We start from the raw sequence: 18,137 nt of genomic DNA, 5'->3' as shown, positions 1-18,137 counted from the left end.
AACCATCCTACCCGCATGATCCTCACCGACCGTCAAATACTGGAAGAAATAGAGAAAGGCACCATCAAGATTGAGCCCTATGACCGTTCTTGCCTGGGCACCAACTCCTATGATGTGCACTTGGGCAAGTACCTGGCCTCTTACCGCGATGAGGTGCTAGATGCCCGCAAGCACAACCAGATTGACGTCTTTGAAATCCCAGAGGAAGGATATGTTTTAGAACCAGGCAAACTCTATCTAGGGGTCACTGAGGAATACACTGAAACCCACGCGCACGTGCCCTTCCTGGAAGGAAAGTCCAGTGTAGGACGTTTGGGTATTGACATCCATGCAACAGCTGGTAAAGGCGATGTGGGCTTCTGCAACCACTGGACTTTGGAGATCTCTGTGAGCCAGAAAGTGCGCGTGTACCACAACATGCCCATTGGCCAGCTCATCTACTTTGTGGTGAACGGCGGCATTGAGAACTACTACAACCAGAAGGCCAACGCCAAGTACAATGACCGCACGCCCTACCCGGTAGAGTCTATGATGTGGAAAAATAGCTTCTAATTGATTTTCAGGGAATTATTAAGTTACCTCACTGCCCCCAAAAGGCCTGTGCAATAGGTTTCTTGACCCAGTCACATAACTCTTAGGCACTAGACTCGTTTAACTTTTTAATAGATATGACAACTTTTTTTCTGCCGCCTTTGTTCTGATAAAGATGGCACGGGATTTGTGTTATTATCACTAAAACTGATTAGCTATGAGAAATTTTGTGTTTGCCTTCGCAATTGTGCTTTTATCTGGTGTAGCTTCTTTTGCCCAGAATGTGGAAGCAGAGAAAAGGGCCACCAACTTGTCTGACAAGATGATCAAGGAACTACAGTTGAATAATTTCCAGGCAAGAAAGCTACGTGCGCTTAACCTAGCAAACGCTAATAAAATGATTGCCTTTGAGCAGAAGTTTGCCGAAAACCCTGCTGAATTGGATAGATGTATCAAAGGTGTTTGTAAGGAGCGTGATACGCAGTTAGAAAGCCTGCTAAGCACCTCGCAATACTCACGCTACTATAGCTCGCGTAAAGCCTTAGTGGCCCATGACCAACAATATGCCATGCAGTTGGAGAAACAAAATGGAAGAACCGCAAAAGGCATGGTTTCTCAGACATCACAGGAATCTCAAAGAACGTTTCCTAAGCCTGATGTAGCCGTTGTAAAAGCCAACTCTTCTGTGAACAAATAGTCTCCAGATATTTCATATAAACAGAAAAGCCGCTCTAGTTGAGCGGCTTTTCTGTTTATATGAGTTTCTTGTATTACTTGGTTGGATTGTTCTGAGCGTTCAGCCTCTGCTGGTCTTCTACGTGTTTCATCAACTCCTGGCAAAGGGAGCGCATCTTCTCGGCCATTACCTTGTCATTGGTAGCGCCCTCCAGGCTTTGGGCCATGGCACCCAGGGTGTCAATGTAGAAGTACTTCATCTCATCTACGGGCATGTCCTTGGTCCATAGGTCAATCTTCATAGTACCGCTGTCATTGCGGTCCCATAGGGCAATGTTGATGGCCTTGGCGAAGTGAATGTCATCACCTGCATCGGTGGCCCGCCAGCTAATGGCCTCTGGCACGCGCTGGTCATCCAAGGCGATGCTGAAGTGTATCTCTGATTTTTTCATCTGTTTCATGGTTCTTAGCCCCCTCAGGCGCTTTGGTTCACTCCTGCAAAGGTAATAGCTTTTTCCCAGTTCTACTGCCTCCTATCCTCTGGTAAACCCGCCAATCGTTTTTGGGCTGTTTTCCGGAAATCAGGCCAAAAACGAGGTACAAAAAGAAAACCTCCCCTGTTTCCAGAGAAGGCTTTTATAGTTATAAACTTAAGTTGCTTACACGTAATTATTCAACATCACCGGCATTACCAGCATCAAAATGTTCTCCTCGTCGTCATTGTTGGCTGGCATCAAAAGACCGGCGCGGTTTGGCGTGGAAAGCTCCAGGGTGATCTCATCAGAGTCCATGTTGCTCAGCATCTCTGTCAGGAACTTGGCATTGAAACCAATCTCCATGTCCTCGCCGTCATACTGACACGTCAGACGCTCGCTGGCCTCGTTGGAGAAATCTAAATCTTCAGCAGAGATTTGCAATTCACTGCCCGTAATGCGCAGACGAACCTGGTGCGTGGTTTTGTTAGAGTAAATGGAGATACGCTTCACAGAGCTCAGGAAGTCATACCGATCAATGCTCAACTTGTTAGGGTTTTGCGCCGGAATCACGTTCTCATAATCTGGATACCGCTCATCAATCAGACGGCAGATCATCTTTAAGTTGTCAAAGCTGAAATACGCGTTAGACGTATTGAACTCCATTCTTACCGCCGTAGCCTCACTAGGCAACGTAGACTTAAGCAGGTTAAAGGCTTTTTTAGGTATGATGATGGAAGCAGAGTTCTCACTGCTCACGTCCTTGCGGCGGTAGCGCAACAAGCGGTGTCCGTCTGTGGCTACAAACGTGATGTTGTCGCTGCCCAGCTGCACAAAAATACCGGTCATGGCAGGTCTCAACTCATCATTGCTTACCGCGAAGATGGTCTTGTTGATGGCACGGCTCAAAACATTAGAAGGAATCTCAATGGCGGTTCCGCCTCTTACTACCGGTACCTTCGGGAAGTCTGTGGCGTTCTCACCAGACAGCTTGTAGCGGCCGTTAGAAGAGCTAATCTCAATGGTATAAGTCTCCTCGTCAATGGTGAAGGTCACCGGCTGGTCTGGAAGGTTCTTAAGAGTGTCAATCAGGATCTTGGCCGGAGCGGCGATTCTGCCATTCTCGCGGGCCTCTACGTGTATCTCTGTGATCATGGATGTCTCCAAGTCACTGGCGGTGATGGTCAAAACACCATCGTTGATCTCGAACAGGAAGTTCTCCAGAATGGGAACAACCGGGTTGTTGGCCACTACCCCGTTGATGCTGGTAAGCTGCTTTAAAAGCGCCGTAGAAGATACAATGAATTTCATCCTATATGTCGGTTTGGAAAAGGTCAATAACAAAGCAAAGTTATACAAAAAAGCCTCTTTTCCTACGTCCGTAAACAGGTTTGTTCTGCATGCAAAGGCGTTTTTGGCCTATTTTCTGGAAACCAGGCCAAAAACGGAAAAATCCCTTGCTGCTTTGTGAATGATTAGCGCTGTTTGGTTCCTTTGAGCATGGTCTGGGTGGTCGCCTCGCCGGTACCGCTGGTCTTGGCCTGAAAAATAAAGTTAGGCTCAGCTGAAATCACAAAGGCCTGCTGGTTGAACAGGTTGCTCATGGCCAGGGCATCGCCTTGCGAGTTTTTATCTGCTGACATTAAATGCAATTCTTCTGAAAGCGAGAATACCAAACGGGTATTGGTACTGGCGGCCAGGGCTTCCAACTGGGCTTGCGTGCCGGTCTCAATGGATACCAGAAACTCATTGGGCAGGCCTATCCACGCAATTTCACTGTCTTGGGTATTAAACGCCGGGTTTGCAAACAATACGTCTGGGTGGCGCTGCAGTTGGGCTCGTAAATACTCCACGTCCGCGCAAGTGCTTCGCGCCTTTAGCTGTACCAAGGTGATGGGACCAGAATCCAAGGCCACCTCCCCTACTATCTCTTTGTACAAGGAGCTCTGGCGCACGATCTGCTGTTTTTCGCGTTCCGTGATGCCCTCTCTAAACCCCACTAGAATGATGTCTTTGTAGGCAGTTCCATACGAGGTCACGTCGCTGGTCTTGGAGATGTATTGGTAGGTTCTGCAGGCGCCATACGCCTCTTTGGTCTGTACGTTGGTAGCTCCTGCCGGGGCCACTAACTCATTCTCACAAGAAACCAAGAACGGCAATACACACAAGATATAGGAAATAAGTAATAGACGCTTCATACAGGAAGGTAATTTGGGGGTGGGTAATTATCTTTTACCGTGTTGTACGAAACTATATAAGGAAGGTGGTGCTAGCCTGCCTATTTATTTTCTGATAGTGGATTTCTATTGAAAACCGGTCCTTATAAAAAAACCAGAGCCTCTACATGAGAGGCTCTGGTTTTGGGTTAATTCCTGAAAACGAGGCTAAAAACGATGTAGGTTATTCTACATCGTATTCAAATTGAAAAACTCCGTCAGCCACAGATATCTTGTCCTGCGGGCTTTTAGAATGCACCATCTTAAAGGACAGGACGCCGGGCCCAGACTGGTTGGGTTTAAAGATATAGGTGAAAGTTTTATTGTCTTTTGAGGTCCCCTTGCCAATTGGCGTGAATGCACCCTGCTTATCCTCTTTCCCAATCACCATGGTTACTTTACACACGGGTGCTTCCACTAAATGAATAGTAAACAAATTGGCTATGCCTAATTTGAGGATATTATCATTGTCACCTAACACAGGAAACAGGATGCGCTCTTTTACATCTTCCAGTACGGTAAGCTTTTCCTGATACAGGATATGGCCTCCTTCTTCTGAGTAGTAGATTTTGTCTGTAATGATTCTGGTCTTGTCCTTTAATTCTTCTACCCCGGTTTTTTCACCATTGGCATACATGACCCAACTGCTGTTGCCCAAGGAGTCATACTTTTCGTTTGGTCCGTTGAGCTGCCCGTCTACAATCACTCCTTTCACCTTGAGGTTTCCGTTGGTGAAGTATTCAGAGTAATTCCCTTCTATCTGCCCTTGTTCCCAGTTAGCGGCCATGCGTAGAACTCCGTTTTTATAGAAATCCTCAAAGTAGCCCTGCCGGTGACCGTTGACCAGGGTGCCTTTGGTCCTTACCCAGCCATTCTGGTCCACGTCCTTCACTTCCTCCTTTTTAGGAGACATACAAGAAAACAGGCAGGTAGCCAGTACCAATGGTGTAAATAACCTTCTCATTTTTATATTTTATCTGGCGTATTTGCGTTTTCTTGCCCAGAATTTAAACACGCCAAACAGTAATAACAAGACCAATGGAATACCTAAGTTCAAGGTTTGCCATTTGGTGCGTTCATCGCGTAATTTAGCTTTGTCCAGCGGACGTAGTTTTATTTCCTTACCGCGCAATTCAATCAAGCCTTTCTCATCCAGCAGGTAATCCACGGTATTCTTCAGGAGCTCTTTGTTGGCGTAGCGCAGGCGCGTGAAACGGTCATAGCCCAGTTCCATGGGTCTCCCATTCTTAGGGTCTACCTCATTGGCACCCAAATCGCCGTCTGAGAAAACGACCAATTTGGTGGGCTTGCTGGTGCCTACAAAAGGAATAGTAGTACCAGCGGGTGGTTGGCGGTTGGTCCATAGAGATTTGAAACTTCCTTCCAACAGATAACCCATTGGAACCGCCTGCTCTTTGAACAGTTTTGGGTCACGGTCAATTCTAGGGTCATTCAAGGAAAGGGAAACCGGTGCCGGGCGCTTCCGCGAATACTGCGAAGACCATAGCAACGGCGTCTTTTTAATGCCAACCGCCTTCACGGTGTCAATAGAGCTCACAAACTTAGTCTGCACGGCATCCAGGTTGCGCGTAATGGGTGATTGACTGAAGTTGTTCACCAAGGGGTAGTACCGCCACGGCACCAGCTGGGTCTGCGGCTGATTCCCCATATAGCCTGTCACCATGGGCAAGAAGCTGGCATTCAGGTCCTGTACCAGGTCTGGGTTCACTCGTGCGCCATACTTAAACAACAGGTCTTGCAGGTTCACATCGTTGGGCAGGGCTAGCATGCCTTCATTGCGAATGCTATCCAATTCTGCGCGCACGCCGTCCAACAGGAATAGAATCTTGCCGCCGCGCATCACGAACTGGTCCAGCTTGTACTTGTCCTGCTCAGAATACGGCTGGGTGGGCTTCATCATCACCACCAGGTTAAACGAATGCAAATCCGGCACTTGTGACAATTCTACGCGGTTGACGGTGTAATACTCAGAAAGCGTGCCCAAGAAGTCGGCGGCTTTGGGTACCCACAACTCGCCGTGGCCCTGCAAGACGCCAATGCGTCCACTGCTGGCGGCGGCTACTTTGCGCACCGCCGAGGCAAGTTCGTATTCCAAGCCTTCAATGGATTGGTTCAGGCGCTCATCTGGCGGCGCGGCTTGGTTCCCTTTGAGCAGCGTGGCGGCGGTCTGCTTGCCGGCACCGGCTACAATGGCCCCCGGGAAGACAATCTTCTCCACTTTCTTATCGCCTTCCTGCGCGAACAGGTTGGTAGGCTGCAGCCCTTGCTGCACCAGTTGCATGTAGAACTGGTTGCGGGCCTCTTCATTGGTATTGGCGCTGGGGTCCACAAAGTTGTAATCCAGTTTTCCGTCACTGTACAGCCTGAACTCCTCCAGCATCTCACGGGTAGAGTTCTGCAACCGCCTGAAGCCCGCCGGGAATTCGCCCTCTAGGTACACGGTCACCTGCACCGGCTCTTTCAGGTTGCCTAGCAAACTTTTGGTCTGGTCAGAGATGGTGTAGCGCTGGTCCTCGGTGAGGTCAACCCTGAAGAAATAGCGGCTGGCCACAAAATTGAGCACCAGTAGCAAGCCTACGGCCACCAGAAAGAAGGTCCAGTCCTGGCGTCTTCGGCTTTCAGCTACGGTTGCGGTGGTTTGGGGAGTTGGGTTCGTTTGCTCTACCATTTTCTGCTCTCCAATACCAGTTTAGTCCCTAATAACATCACCGTAATCACGCTCAAGAAATACAGCACATCTCTGGAGTCAATCAACCCTTTTGAGATGGAACTGTAGTGATAGGAAATGCCCAGTTGCGCAATGTAATAAGAGGCTGTTCCCCACGCGTCAATAGAGCTCAGCAAATCAAACCCGGTATACACCAGGTAGCACAGAAACACCGCCAGAATGAAGGCTACGATTTGGTTCTCTGTAAGCGAAGATGCAAAGATGCCCATGGCCACGAACACCGCCGCCAAGAAGATCAAGCCCATATAAGAGCCCGCCACCGCCGCCGAGTCAATGTTCCCCACTGGGTCGCCCAGCAGGTAAACACTCACATAATACAGCAGCGTAGGCAGCAGCGCGAACAAGGCCAACAACAGACAGGCAAAGTATTTGCCCAACAGTAATTGCGTGTCAGACAAAGGTTTGGTCAGCAGTAATTCCATGGTACCGGCTTTGCGCTCCTCGGCGAAGGCCCGCATGGTAATGGCCGGAATCAAGAACAGAAACAGCCAGGGCGCCAACGAGAAAACGGACTGTAAATCGGCGTACCCGTAGTCCAGCACACTGCTGTCTGGGAAGACCCACATGAACAGGCCCGTAGCCACCAGAAACACCCCCATGACTATATAGCCGATGAGCGAGTTGAGGTAGGAGTTAAATTCTTTTGATAAGATTGCCAGCATAGTTGAGAGACACTAGATGTTAGACGCTAGTATCTAGACTTTGTGTTTTGATTATCCGTTTTTGGCCTACTTTCTGGAAAACAGGCCAAAATGTGGTTTTTACTTATTGTTCTGGGTTAAATCCTGGAAGAGTTTCTCCAGAGAGTTTTCTTCCTGCTGAAGGCCCACTAGAGGCCAGCCCTGTTCTCCTGCCAGCCTAAAAATAGCTGAGCGTAAATCTGAGCCCGAGGTGGCAATTATTCTGTACTTGTGCAAACCAGCCGGTTCTATGCGCTGAACTTGGGGCAAGGTGAGAATGGGCGATGTGTCTACTTCGGCTTCAAACTCAGCCAAGATGCGCGTTTCTTTTCGGCCCATGTTCTTGAGTTCGGCCACCGGACTGTCGGCGACTAGTTTGCCTTGGTTGATGATGAGCACGCGGTCACAGAGGGCGCTTACTTCTTGCATGATGTGCGTAGAAAACAAGACCGTTTTGGCCTGCCCTACTGTTTTGATCAATTGCCTGATTTCTACAATCTGGTTCGGGTCCAGGCCGGTGGTAGGCTCGTCTAGAATTAAAACCGCTGGGTCATGAATCATGGCTTGGGCCAAGCCCACGCGCTGACGATAGCCTTTGGACAAAGCGCCAATCTTCTTGTGCTTTTCTCGATCCAGGCCGCAAAGCTGGATCATCTCCTCGGTGCGGGCTTGAAGGGCGCTTCCGCCCAGGCCATGCAGCTTGCCTACAAAATGCAGGTACTCGCGCACGTACATGTCCAGGTAGAGTGGGTTGTGCTCGGGTAAATAGCCTACTTGTCGGCGCACCTGTTTAGGGTCTTCCACCACGTTGAAGCCATTCACCAATACCGTTCCGCTGGTGGGTGGCAGGTAGCAGGTGGCAATTTTCATGGTAGTGGATTTTCCGGCGCCGTTGGGACCTAAAAAGCCCACGATCTCACCTGTACCTACCGTAAATGAGATATGGTCCACAGCTGCCTGCGGACCATATACTTTGGTCAAATCTTTTATTTCAATTCCCATTATTCTGGGTTAGGCTTTCTTTTTCTCTGGTCTGCCCTTCGGCATTAACGGGCGCACCTCAATGTCTACGTGATGGTAGTTGGGCGGCGACTGAAGAACGTGCAGAATGGTGGAAGCGATATCCTCGGGTTGCATCATATTCTCAGGCGCGGTGCCGGTGCCTTCAAAGCCGTCAAAGAAGTGCGTGGCTGTAGAGCCCGGGTAAATGCAGGTCACTTTTATGCCATGCGGTCTCACTTCTTTGAACAAGGAATGAGAAATGCCCCGCACCGCGAACTTAGTAGCACAGTAGCCGCTCATGTTCTCAATACCCGTCAAGCCGGCAATAGAGGATATGTTGATGATGTGGCCTTCCAGCTGTTTCTTCATTTGAGGCAATACCAAGCGCGTGCAGTAGAAGATACCATTCACGTTGGTGTCCATCATGGTGTGCCAGTCCTTCGGGCTCATGGTGTCCAAGGCGCCTTCAATACCCAAGCCGGCATTGTTGATCAACACAGAAATATTCTGACGAAGACGCTCTACCGTTTGCTCATACGCTGACCAAACCGACTGCTCATGTCGAACATCGCATTCAAAATAGTAAAAGTCTGGGTGTGAGATTTTGGGTTTAGATCGGCTCCAGCTCACTACGGTGGCTCCCTGCTCTAATAACAACTTTGCCGCAGCCAAGCCAATGCCGCTGCTGGCACCCGTAATCACCACTACTTTTCCTTCTAATTCCATATCAAAGATTTTGCTCAAATTTAAGTAAATATGTTATTCGACCTTGGTGGTTGATGCTACGAATTTAAATGTATCTATACTTCCAGCACAATTTGAATGACTCGGTGCAAATGCATACTATTCCATTCTTGATTTTGGGCTGATTCTTGGAAACTAGCCCAAAAACGAAGTAGAATACAATCAAGGGCTAGCAACCAACCTATATGTCACCCAACTGCGGCCGAAGCAACAATTCCTCTACTACGGTTTGCTTGGACAGGCAGTTGGCACCCCAAATGGCGTTGGCCACGTCCTCGGGTTTCATGAAGCGGTCATGCGGCAGATCCACTCCCTCCCAACTGGCAGTCAAAGTAGCGCCCGGTATCACGGCAGTCACGCGTATGCCGTGGTCTTTCAGTTCTTCGCGAAGCACTCTGGTCATGCCGTACAACGCGTGTTTAGCAATGCAGTAAGAACCGCCGTTGGTATACGCCATGATGCTGGCCGTGGAACAGATAGTGAAAATATAGCCATCCTTGCGTTTGATCATATCCCCTACCAAGCCTTTGGTCAAATCATAGGCGCTGTATAGGTTGGTGTTAATCATCTCACGCAGCACGGTGTCACTTTCTTCATGAATGGTGCCCGGAATGAAGAAGCCGGCGTTGTTCACCAGCACGTCTACTTTTACTTTCAGGGAATGAATGTAGTCCAGAAAACGTTTCACCTCGCCGGTCATGCTCACATCCACGGCCTGGTAGAAAACCTTGGAGAACGTGTAGGCCTGTTCAATCTCTAACTTCAGTTTTTGCAGATCTTTCTCATTGCGCGCGCAGGTGATGATATGAAAACCTTCGGCGGCAAACTTATCTACAATGGCCCGCCCAATTCCCTTGGTCCCACCGGTCACCACTATATATTTTTGCATGGGATAGATGTTTTATCTTATTTCAACGTAATATAGGCATTTGAAAACAAGAAGTGCCTATTTCTGCTCTGGTTGGGGCAGTACACTCTACGGCCTACGCTCCCATTCATGAAAAACTTTGGTGCATACCTCCTCTTTTTAGGCTCGCTCTTCAGGCGCGGTGAATCTCCTAAAATTCTCTTTAAACGAACCATTGACGAAGCCATCTTGATTGGCATTGACTCTATCTTTATTGTGGCCGTGGTCTCCACGTTCATTGGCGCGGTTACCTGTGTGCAAATCTCCTATAACCTGACCAGCGCACTCATCCCTAAGTCTACCATTGGCTTTATGGTCCGGGAGATGACCATCCTGGAAATGGCACCTACCATCACGTCCATTGTGTTGGCGGGCAAGGTAGGTTCTAACATTGCGGGCGGCCTGGGCACCATGAAGATCACCGAGCAGGTAGATGCATTGGAAGTGATGGGCATCAACTCTACCTCTTACCTGGTGCTACCCAAGATTATTGCCTCTATTCTGGTGTTTCCTATGCTGGTGGTCATTGCCATGTTTCTTTCCATCTTGGGCGGATATGTGGCTGGTACTTTAACTAACACCCTAACAGGTCAGGAATACATCACAGGGCTTAGAACGGCCTTTATCCCGTACAACATCACCTTCGCGTTGATTAAGTCTGTAGTCTTTGCCTTTCTGATTGCCTCCATCTCCTCTTACAAAGGGTACTTTACCACTGGCGGGGCCTTAGAGGTAGGTGAATCCAGTACCAAAGCCGTGACCAACAGCGTGATTGCCTTATTAATTGCAGATTATGTCTGCGCTCAAGTGCTGCTTTAAAGCATAGACTAGAGGCCTCACTTCTTCAACTGAATCACATGATTGAAATACATAACATCCACAAGACCTTCAATGGCAAAAAAGTGCTGGAAGGCATTAGCGGTGTCTTTGAGTCTGGCAAGATGAACATGCTCTTAGGCGCCAGTGGTACCGGTAAAAGCGTGCTACTCAAATGCATTGTGGGCCTGGTGAAGCCAGACGTGGGCAGCATCACCTATGATGGACGCGTTTTTACCAACAACAAACTGGACATACGCCAAGAGATACGCCGTAAGATTGGGATGCTCTTTCAAGGAAGCGCCCTGTTTGACTCCATGAACGTGAACGAGAACGTGGAATTCCCGCTCAAGATGCTTACCGACATGGACCGTTCCGAACGCAGAGATCGCGTAGAATTCTGTCTTAAACGCGTTGGCCTGGAGAACGCTGGCAAATTAATGCCTTCTGAACTGAGCGGCGGTATGAAGAAACGCGTGGGTATTGCCCGTGCCATTGCCCCGCACTGTACCTACCTTTTCTGTGATGAGCCCAACTCCGGTCTTGACCCGCTAACCGCCATTAAAATTGATGAATTGATCAAGGAGATTACGGTAGAGTATGACATCACCACCATTGTAGTGACCCACGACATGAACTCCGTGCTGGAATATGGGGACAAGGTGATGTTTATGTACCAGGGCAAGAAACTCTGGGAAGGCCACAGTTCTGAGATCATGGACACCAAGGTACGCGAGCTCAACGACTTTATCTTCTCCAACCGCTTAATGCGCGATGCCAAAAAAGTGGAGCAGATTGAAGAGGACGAGCGCCAGGAAGAAGAACGCCAAAGCAACGAATAACCAATTGCCCACCTACTTTTAAATGCTTCGTTTTTGATCCCTTTTCTAGAAATAAGGCCAAAAACGAAGCTTTCTATTTTTAATCAATCCTTTTGAGTTGTATACAAAAAATGCCCAGAATCACTTCTGGGCATTTTTTGTATTTAATATTTTAAGCTTAATTCCGCTTGTTCAACTCATCGCGTATTTTGGCAGCCTTTTCATAGTCCTCCTTTTCCAGGGCCTCATTCAGCATCTTGTTCAGCTCATCCACAGACACCTCTGTGAGTTTAGCCTTGCTAGAAGAAGAACTAGCAGAAGCACTGCTTTCTTTAGAGGCCGAAGTTTGGATTTCGTCGGTTTCCTCGTCTTCGTCCTCCTCTTCGTCCAGATCACTCAAGATGATGCCGGCCTCAGAAAGTACAGATTCAACCGTGTAAATAGGCACTCCAAACCGCAGTCCAATGGCGATGGCATCTGAGGGACGGGCGTCCAGTTCAAACTCCTTTTCTCCGGCGTGGCAGACAATCTTGGAGAAAAACACCCCTTCCTTTAGGTCAGAGATCATGATCTCCTGCACAGACACGTCCATTTGCAGGGCGAAGGTCTTGAACAGATCATGCGTCAACGGACGGGTAGGATTGATCTTCTCTATCTGTATGGCAATGGACTGCGCCTCAAACATACCAATGATGATGGGCAACCGGCGGCTTCCGTCTTTCTCCCCCAGCACCAAGGCAAACGACCCTGATTGTGACTGGCTGGAGGACAAACCCAGAATCTCTAGCTCAATTTTCTTCACAATATCTCTTCTATTTGTCTAAAGCTTTGGCAGCTTCTATCAATTTTGGAACAATCTCAGTAGCGTCTCCAACAATACCGTAATCGGCGGCTTTGAAGAACGGAGCTTCTGGATCTTTATTGATAACGACAATTACTTTAGAAGAGTTAACCCCTGCCAAGTGTTGGATGGCGCCAGAGATGCCCACGGCAATGTATAAGTTGGGGCTCACGGTGATACCTGTCTGGCCAACGTGCTCATGGTGAGGTCTCCAGCCCACATCTGCCACTGGTTTAGAGCAGGCAGTAGCGGCACCTAAGGCTTTTGCTAAATCTTCAATTAAAAACCAGTTCTCAGGGCCTTTCAAGCCTCTACCACCAGAAACTACCAGATCTGCCTCGGTTAACAAGATGTCACCAGACTGTTTGATGGTTTCTTTTGGAGCAGCGGCAAAGTCAGCATCTGTTAAAGAAGCAGAGAAATTCTCAACCGTGGCAGTACCACCGGCCGTAGTTTCAATGTCTACTGCATTTTTCTTAACCAGGATGATCTTCTTGTCTGAGGTCAATTCTACGTCAGAGAACGCCTTGCCAGAGAATACCCCGCGGCGCACTTTAAAAGTAGAACCAGAAATCTCAGGGTAGTCTACCACGTTGGTGGCCAAAGAAGCTCCCAACTGCACGGCCAATCTTGAGCCAATGGCGGCGCCAATGTTGGAGTTAGACAAGATGATCACGCTGCTGTTTTCCTGGGCAGCGGCGGCAGAAATTACTTTTACATAGGCAGCACCCACAAAATTGGTCAAGCGGCTGTCATTGTCTAATAACACCTTGGTAATGCCTTGCTCCCCTAAAGAAGTCAATGCATTGGCCTGTACGTCACCAATGGCCACCGCCGTAGCGGTGGTGCCTAAGGTAGACGCTACTTTGCTCCCGTACGAAGCTGCTTCCAAAGAAGACTTCTTTACTTCGCCGTTCGCGCATTCTATCACTACTAAAACTGACATGCTTATAGAACTTTAGCTTCGTTACGTAATAATTTAATCAAGTCACCGGCATTCTCTGCGTCAATCATCTTCACGCCAGATTTGGCTGGTGGCAACTGGTAGCCTTGCACCTGCGTCTTGGTCTCTTGTCCCACCGCTTCTACCACCTGCAAAGGCTTGGTACGGGCGGTCATGATACCGCGCATGTTCGGGATTCTAGGCTCCGTCATGGGCTGCTGCGCGCTCACCACTATTGGAAGGTTAACTTCAATGATTTCCTTGCCACCTTCAATCTCACGCTCCACGGTAGCCGTGGTGCCGTTGATGTCCAGTTTAATAGCCGGGGCAATGGTGGGGATGCCCAACAGCTCGCCTACCATGCCGTGCACCTGAAAACCGTTGTAGTCAATAGACTCGCGGCCCATCAAGATAAGGTCATACCCGCCTTCTTTGGCGTAGTGGGCTATCTGAGTAGAAACAAGGAAAGCGTCGGTTGGTTTGATGTTTACTCTAATGGCGTCATCGGCGCCAATGGCCAGGGCCTTGCGGATATTTGGTTCGGCGTCAGCCTCGCCTACGTTTAAAACGGTAACGGTTCCACCCAGAGCTTCTTTCAGCTCAATGGCGCGGGTAAGCGCGTACTCATCATATGGGTTGATCACGAATTGAACACCGGCCGTGTTAAACTCCTTCCCGTCTGGCGTGAAAGTAATTTTGGTGGTGGTGTCTGGTACGTTACTAATGCAAACTAAGAATTTCATCTCACTTAAGGTTAGTGGATTTTACATTAAATTTGTGGGCAATTTAAAGGAATAATTCATCAAATGGAAACGTCTAACAGCAGATTGGCTCAACTCCTGGCCTTTTACCAGGATGACCCGCAGGATCCGTTCACGCTTTACGCCATCGCTACGGAATACCGCGCGTTTGACGTAGAGAAAGCCCGTTTTTTCTACGAGAAATTACTGGCCGAGCACCCAGACTATGTGGGCACGTATTACCATGTAGCCAGCCTCTACTTACAGTTAGACGAACCCAACCTGGCACAGCAGGCTTACCAGAAAGGTATGCAGGTAAGCCGCCAGCAAGGCCAGATGCACGCCTTCTCTGAGCTCCAAGGGGCGTACAACAAGATGATGGGTTTGGATTACGAAGATGACTAAAATTTAGTTGGCATGCATACTATTTTCGCGTTTTTTGCTTCTTTCCCAGAAATCAGGCTAAAAACGGAGGCCTCCCCTTCTTCTCTTAGCCTACGCTTTCATGTATAGACACCTGCACCGCAAACTGCTCATGCGGCTTTTCATGTTCACCTGTATCTCTACCTTGATGCTATTGCTGGTGGGGTACCACGTCTATACCCAGCACATTAGCTTTTTACTGGCCTCTGGTGGGCTTGTGTTAGGCGAAGCGATTGGTCTGCTGGTGGGCAACCTTTCTACTATTGAGTGGCAAGAGGAAAGCAGTAAAATCATTGCCCGGTTTGACCGAATCAGCGTCCTTACCTTGCTTTGCTACCTTGTGTTCACGTTTAGCAAGAAATGGGTCTTTGGCCACTGGATTCACGGCGATATGCTCTCGGCCTTTACCTATGCCATCCTTTTTGGGGTAATGACCGGACGGCTCTTTTACATGCGCAGAAAAGTTTTGAGGATTCTGAATGACCGGGGCTTATAAATAAGGAACTAGCCTACAGCGCAACTAACCACCACCTATATCTTAAAGCCATTTTTGGGCTAATTTCCAGAAAACAGCTCAAAAACGGCTTTAGGTTAGTTTTTCTTGCCTAGTTTCTGGTGCATGCGGTGCAGCTCAATGTTCTGCTTGATGAGCTCACGACGGGCATTCACCAGCTCATTGTTCACACGGCTTAGTTCATTTAGGAGGTCAGTTTGCTGCGTGTCTTGCTCCCAGACGTTGTTGGCTAGAGCGTTTTCTTCTTCACCTTCTTTGGATAAAGCGCCAGAAAGAGTGGGTGGCGCAGATATAACCGGTGATGAGGTGGTCCAAAACAGCCATATCTCAGACTTGACCTGTGTGAGACCTAGGGTAAAGACTTGCCCGGTTGGGTCATTGGCCAACCTTATGTTGGGCAGCAGGCTGGTTTGGGCAGGAAATTTCTGAAACCACGCGGTGGCTAAAGCCTTAGAAGTCTGGTTGAGCAGATCTAGGAAAGATTTACCCTCTGGTTTGTTAAGTACATCGGGGAAATCTGAGGAGACAATTTCTCTCACTCTTCCCTCTAAGGTGCACCGCCACACCATTCCGCCTCTTTTTTCCAACAACTCCTCCTTTACCTTCTATTTTTCCAGCAGCTCCTTGGCTAATACCAAGGCTTCTTGTGCGTCTTTGCTGTAGCCGTCAGCGCCCACCTGTTGCCAGAGTTCTTCTGCTGTATTAAACGGATAGCCGCCCACCATTATTTTGAGGTCTTTTAAATCTTGGGCAGCTCTCACCGCTTGGATGGCCGCCTCCACCGCCGGCACGTGGTACGTCATGGTAGCTGAAAGCAGTAATAAATCAGGCTTTTGGTCTCTGAGTGCACTCAGCAAACTAGGCACGGGAACATTTGAGCCCAAGTAATACGTGTCCCAGCCTTCCATTTCAAAGAAATCACTGACCATGCGCACGCCCAGTTCATGCAAATCACCAGTGGCGCAGGTAGACACTAGTTTAAGTCCGTTGCGCTCTGTCCCAAACACCTGCGGGTATAGCTGCGACATGGCCCACTGTGTGGCGGCCGTGCAAAAATGCTCTTGGGCCACGCTTATTTTATTTTTCTGCCACAAACGCCCAATCTGATGCTGCACCGGCTGAAAAACGCCTAGATAGATATCCTTGACCGGCACGCCACGCTCTACCTCTTGCATAATTAGCTCAATGGCTTGGTTGCGCTTGCCTTTTAAAAGGAAATCCAGGTATTTCTCGGCTACCTCATTCAAGGCTGACTCCGTTTCAGTGGGCAAGCCATGTTTGTCTTCTAAAACCTGCAAGGCGCTGTTGAGGTGATTGGCCACCAGCACATAGTGCTCAATGGGCAGATTTTGCGTTATCACATCTTTCAAGGCGACAAGATGAGCATGCAGGTCTTTGGCTGGCAGGTGGCGGGTCTCCAGAACTTGCTGGGCCCAGATGACATAGTCATTGAACAGGGCAGAGCTTCCTGAACCTACGGCTTCAATCAAATAAGAGAAATGGTAATGGGTGTCCTGTCTGCACTTCTCCTTCCCCTGTGGCCCGTAGCGGGCTTCCATGTCTGGGTTCTGGGCATAGACCAAGGCAATGGTTTGCTCCACCAACTCAGGCTCCAGTTTCTTAAGAAGGGCCGCAGACTTTCTTCTGTTCTCTGACATACCAGCTTCTTACTGACTATTCACAGATATGTTCAAAGAAGCGTACTTTGGCTGACCGGGGCACCAGTTTCAATCCTTTAGGAATGCCGCTGTGCGAGTCATGGTACATGTGGCTGTGGTGCCAGGTTTTGTAACTTTCCTCATCCTGCCAATGGGTGATGAGCCAAATCTCTTGGGGATTGTCTGTGGGTGAGATGACCTGTAACCGGATGAACCCTGGGGCTCCCTCTACCAAACCGGGTCTGTTCACGAAGGCCTCTTTCACGGCCGGAGCCATGTCATTGGCTATAGTAAAAGTACTGAGTGCTATAAACATTCTGAATGGGCTAAGACGAAAACGCCCGCCACAGGTCAAAACCACCAGAAAGACGCTTATTTTATTGTTTCACTGGCTTGGCGGGAGAATTAAGAATAGCAATTTACGGGCTGTGTTCCATTTAGGCAAGAAAAAATTGGGTAAATCATATTAGACTAACCTATTTATATTTTTAGACGTATCTAAATTTTTACGTTATTTGCGATATCAAATTACTAAATCATACAGGATGTCCAGAATTTTTACGACCGTATTTATAACTTTACTAGCGTATTCTCTTGCCTTTGGGCAAACCCAAGAGGCTGACTCCTTAACTGCCATTGAAACCGACCGCCCTGACCAGACCGAGGCCGCCAGCCTAGTACCCAAAGGTTTTTTACAGTTAGAGGCAGGGTACTTTAGACAGGTAGATAAACAGGAAGGCTATACGTTAGTCTCTAAACTATCCCCTACTGTCTTAGTCCGCTATGGTCTCTTGGAGGCTTTAGAATTGCGCTTGCTGGTGGAGCATTTACAGTTAAAGGAAACAACGGTGGGCTTGGGCAAAGTTTCGGGTTGGGGCCCAGTGGCCGTTGGCACCAAGATTAAGATAAGCGAGGAAAAGGGTTTGTTGCCGGCCATGGCGTTCATTGGCCATTTAACCTTGCGCACCGGCAAAAGCGAGTTCAAACCTAGTTATTTGGTGCCTGATTTTAGATTCTCCTTGGCACACACCTTGTCTGACTATTTCAGCCTAGGGTACAATGTAGGCTATGAATGGGCACCCGACGAAGCTTTAGGACAAACCATTTACACGGTGGCGTTGGGCGCGGCCCTTTCAGAAAAGCTGGGTGCTTTCATAGAGTTTTTCGGGCAGAAGCCGCAAGACCAAAAATGGCAACACCAACTTGACGGCGGCTTAACTTACAAGCTACTGTCCAATCTACAAATAGATGCCTCTGCCGGATTGGGCCTGAGCAAAGATGCCCCGGACTATTTTGTAAGTGGTGGCCTAAGTGTAAGGCTGCCTAGATAGAGTCGTTTTTGAGTTAATTCTCATAAAATAGGCTAAAAACAGAAAAGGCGAACCCCATCCAGGGCTCGCCTTT

General features: G+C 48.7%; 22 protein-coding genes. 7 read left to right on the top strand and 15 right to left on the bottom strand.

The window, feature by feature from the left end:
* The first annotated feature begins 15 nt into the window (after positions 1–15).
* Entirely contained in the window at positions 16–552 is a 537-nt protein-coding gene (gene dcd, locus TH61_RS13530; protein ID WP_066510364.1) for a dCTP deaminase, read from the top strand.
* Between the two features lie 196 nt (positions 553–748).
* Entirely contained in the window at positions 749–1,228 is a 480-nt protein-coding gene (locus tag TH61_RS13525) for a hypothetical protein (RefSeq protein WP_066510361.1), read from the top strand.
* Positions 1,229–1,301: 73 nt separating this feature from the next.
* Here TH61_RS13525 and gldC read toward each other — a convergent pair whose 3' ends face one another.
* The 9 genes from gldC to TH61_RS13480 all read right to left on the bottom strand — a co-directional run bounded on the left by gldC (position 1,302) and on the right by TH61_RS13480 (position 9,959).
* On the bottom strand, positions 1,302–1,667 hold the full coding sequence (gene gldC, locus TH61_RS13520; protein WP_369796891.1) for a gliding motility protein GldC: 366 nt from the start codon (positions 1,665–1,667) through the stop codon (positions 1,302–1,304).
* Positions 1,668–1,865: 198 nt separating this feature from the next.
* The gene (dnaN, locus tag TH61_RS13515; RefSeq protein ID WP_066510356.1) at positions 1,866–2,990 is read right to left on the bottom strand and encodes a DNA polymerase III subunit beta; all 1,125 of its coding nucleotides are present in this window, start codon (positions 2,988–2,990) and stop codon (positions 1,866–1,868) included.
* Between the two features lie 164 nt (positions 2,991–3,154).
* A complete protein-coding gene (locus TH61_RS13510) occupies positions 3,155–3,877 on the bottom strand; it encodes a hypothetical protein (RefSeq protein WP_157600717.1) in 723 nt (240 codons plus the stop codon).
* 202 nt (positions 3,878–4,079) lie between these two features.
* Complete coding sequence (locus tag TH61_RS13505) at positions 4,080–4,808, bottom strand: toxin-antitoxin system YwqK family antitoxin (RefSeq protein WP_157600716.1); 729 nt, start codon at positions 4,806–4,808, stop codon at positions 4,080–4,082.
* 60 nt (positions 4,809–4,868) lie between these two features.
* Positions 4,869–6,584, bottom strand: coding sequence for a gliding motility-associated ABC transporter substrate-binding protein GldG (gldG, locus tag TH61_RS13500; protein ID WP_066510352.1), 1,716 nt, complete (start codon positions 6,582–6,584; stop codon positions 4,869–4,871).
* On the bottom strand, positions 6,578–7,306 hold the full coding sequence (gene gldF / locus TH61_RS13495; protein ID WP_066510351.1) for a gliding motility-associated ABC transporter permease subunit GldF: 729 nt from the start codon (positions 7,304–7,306) through the stop codon (positions 6,578–6,580). The genes gldG and gldF overlap by 7 nt, the downstream gene beginning before the upstream one ends.
* Before the next feature lie 99 nt (positions 7,307–7,405).
* On the bottom strand, positions 7,406–8,326 hold the full coding sequence (gene gldA, locus TH61_RS13490; RefSeq protein ID WP_066510349.1) for a gliding motility-associated ABC transporter ATP-binding subunit GldA: 921 nt from the start codon (positions 8,324–8,326) through the stop codon (positions 7,406–7,408).
* Between the two features lie 9 nt (positions 8,327–8,335).
* Positions 8,336–9,052: an SDR family oxidoreductase gene (locus TH61_RS13485; RefSeq protein WP_066510347.1), complete on the bottom strand. Its 717-nt coding sequence runs from the start codon at positions 9,050–9,052 to the stop codon at positions 8,336–8,338.
* 199 nt (positions 9,053–9,251) lie between these two features.
* On the bottom strand, positions 9,252–9,959 hold the full coding sequence (locus tag TH61_RS13480; RefSeq protein WP_066510344.1) for an SDR family oxidoreductase: 708 nt from the start codon (positions 9,957–9,959) through the stop codon (positions 9,252–9,254).
* 108 nt (positions 9,960–10,067) lie between these two features.
* Between TH61_RS13480 and TH61_RS13475 the strand changes: the two genes are divergently transcribed.
* Complete coding sequence (locus TH61_RS13475) at positions 10,068–10,796, top strand: ABC transporter permease (RefSeq protein WP_066510343.1); 729 nt, start codon at positions 10,068–10,070, stop codon at positions 10,794–10,796.
* 38 nt (positions 10,797–10,834) lie between these two features.
* The gene (locus tag TH61_RS13470) at positions 10,835–11,635 is read left to right on the top strand and encodes an ABC transporter ATP-binding protein (RefSeq protein WP_066510339.1); all 801 of its coding nucleotides are present in this window, start codon (positions 10,835–10,837) and stop codon (positions 11,633–11,635) included.
* 157 nt (positions 11,636–11,792) lie between these two features.
* Here TH61_RS13470 and TH61_RS13465 read toward each other — a convergent pair whose 3' ends face one another.
* From TH61_RS13465 to TH61_RS13455, 3 genes are read right to left on the bottom strand one after another with little or no spacing between them, the layout of a single operon-like run.
* Positions 11,793–12,416, bottom strand: coding sequence for a bifunctional nuclease family protein (locus TH61_RS13465; RefSeq protein ID WP_066510330.1), 624 nt, complete (start codon positions 12,414–12,416; stop codon positions 11,793–11,795).
* A gap of 10 nt (positions 12,417–12,426) precedes the next feature.
* Entirely contained in the window at positions 12,427–13,401 is a 975-nt protein-coding gene (locus TH61_RS13460; RefSeq protein WP_066510318.1) for an electron transfer flavoprotein subunit alpha/FixB family protein, read from the bottom strand.
* 2 nt (positions 13,402–13,403) lie between these two features.
* Entirely contained in the window at positions 13,404–14,141 is a 738-nt protein-coding gene (locus TH61_RS13455) for an electron transfer flavoprotein subunit beta/FixA family protein (protein ID WP_066510315.1), read from the bottom strand.
* Between the two features lie 63 nt (positions 14,142–14,204).
* Here TH61_RS13455 and TH61_RS13450 point away from each other — a divergent pair, with 63 nt between their 5' ends.
* Positions 14,205–14,543, top strand: a complete 339-nt coding sequence (locus tag TH61_RS13450; RefSeq protein ID WP_066510313.1) for a hypothetical protein — start codon at positions 14,205–14,207, stop codon at positions 14,541–14,543.
* A gap of 100 nt (positions 14,544–14,643) precedes the next feature.
* On the top strand, positions 14,644–15,057 hold the full coding sequence (locus tag TH61_RS13445; RefSeq protein ID WP_066510308.1) for a hypothetical protein: 414 nt from the start codon (positions 14,644–14,646) through the stop codon (positions 15,055–15,057).
* 95 nt (positions 15,058–15,152) lie between these two features.
* Here TH61_RS13445 and TH61_RS13440 read toward each other — a convergent pair whose 3' ends face one another.
* The 3 genes from TH61_RS13440 to TH61_RS13430 form a co-directional block, all read right to left on the bottom strand.
* A complete protein-coding gene (locus TH61_RS13440) occupies positions 15,153–15,614 on the bottom strand; it encodes a hypothetical protein (RefSeq protein ID WP_231862223.1) in 462 nt (153 codons plus the stop codon).
* A 66-nt stretch (positions 15,615–15,680) separates the two neighbouring features.
* Positions 15,681–16,733 carry a B12-binding domain-containing protein gene (locus TH61_RS13435; protein ID WP_066510298.1) on the bottom strand — a complete coding sequence of 351 codons (1,053 nt, stop codon included), beginning with the start codon at positions 16,731–16,733 and terminating at the stop codon, positions 15,681–15,683.
* Between the two features lie 16 nt (positions 16,734–16,749).
* The gene (locus TH61_RS13430; protein ID WP_066510296.1) at positions 16,750–17,049 is read right to left on the bottom strand and encodes an antibiotic biosynthesis monooxygenase; all 300 of its coding nucleotides are present in this window, start codon (positions 17,047–17,049) and stop codon (positions 16,750–16,752) included.
* A 229-nt stretch (positions 17,050–17,278) separates the two neighbouring features.
* Between TH61_RS13430 and TH61_RS13425 the strand changes: the two genes are divergently transcribed.
* Positions 17,279–18,064 (top strand): transporter, encoded by a 786-nt coding sequence (locus TH61_RS13425; RefSeq protein ID WP_066510293.1) that lies wholly within the window; start codon positions 17,279–17,281, stop codon positions 18,062–18,064.
* Positions 18,065–18,137: the final 73 nt, after the last annotated feature.

This window comes from Rufibacter sp. DG15C (assembly GCF_001577755.1).
In the GTDB taxonomy this organism is placed as follows: Bacteria; Bacteroidota; Bacteroidia; order Cytophagales; family Hymenobacteraceae; genus Nibribacter.
Note: the sequence above shows the minus strand (reverse complement) of the source record. Positions and strands in the feature narration are given on the sequence as shown.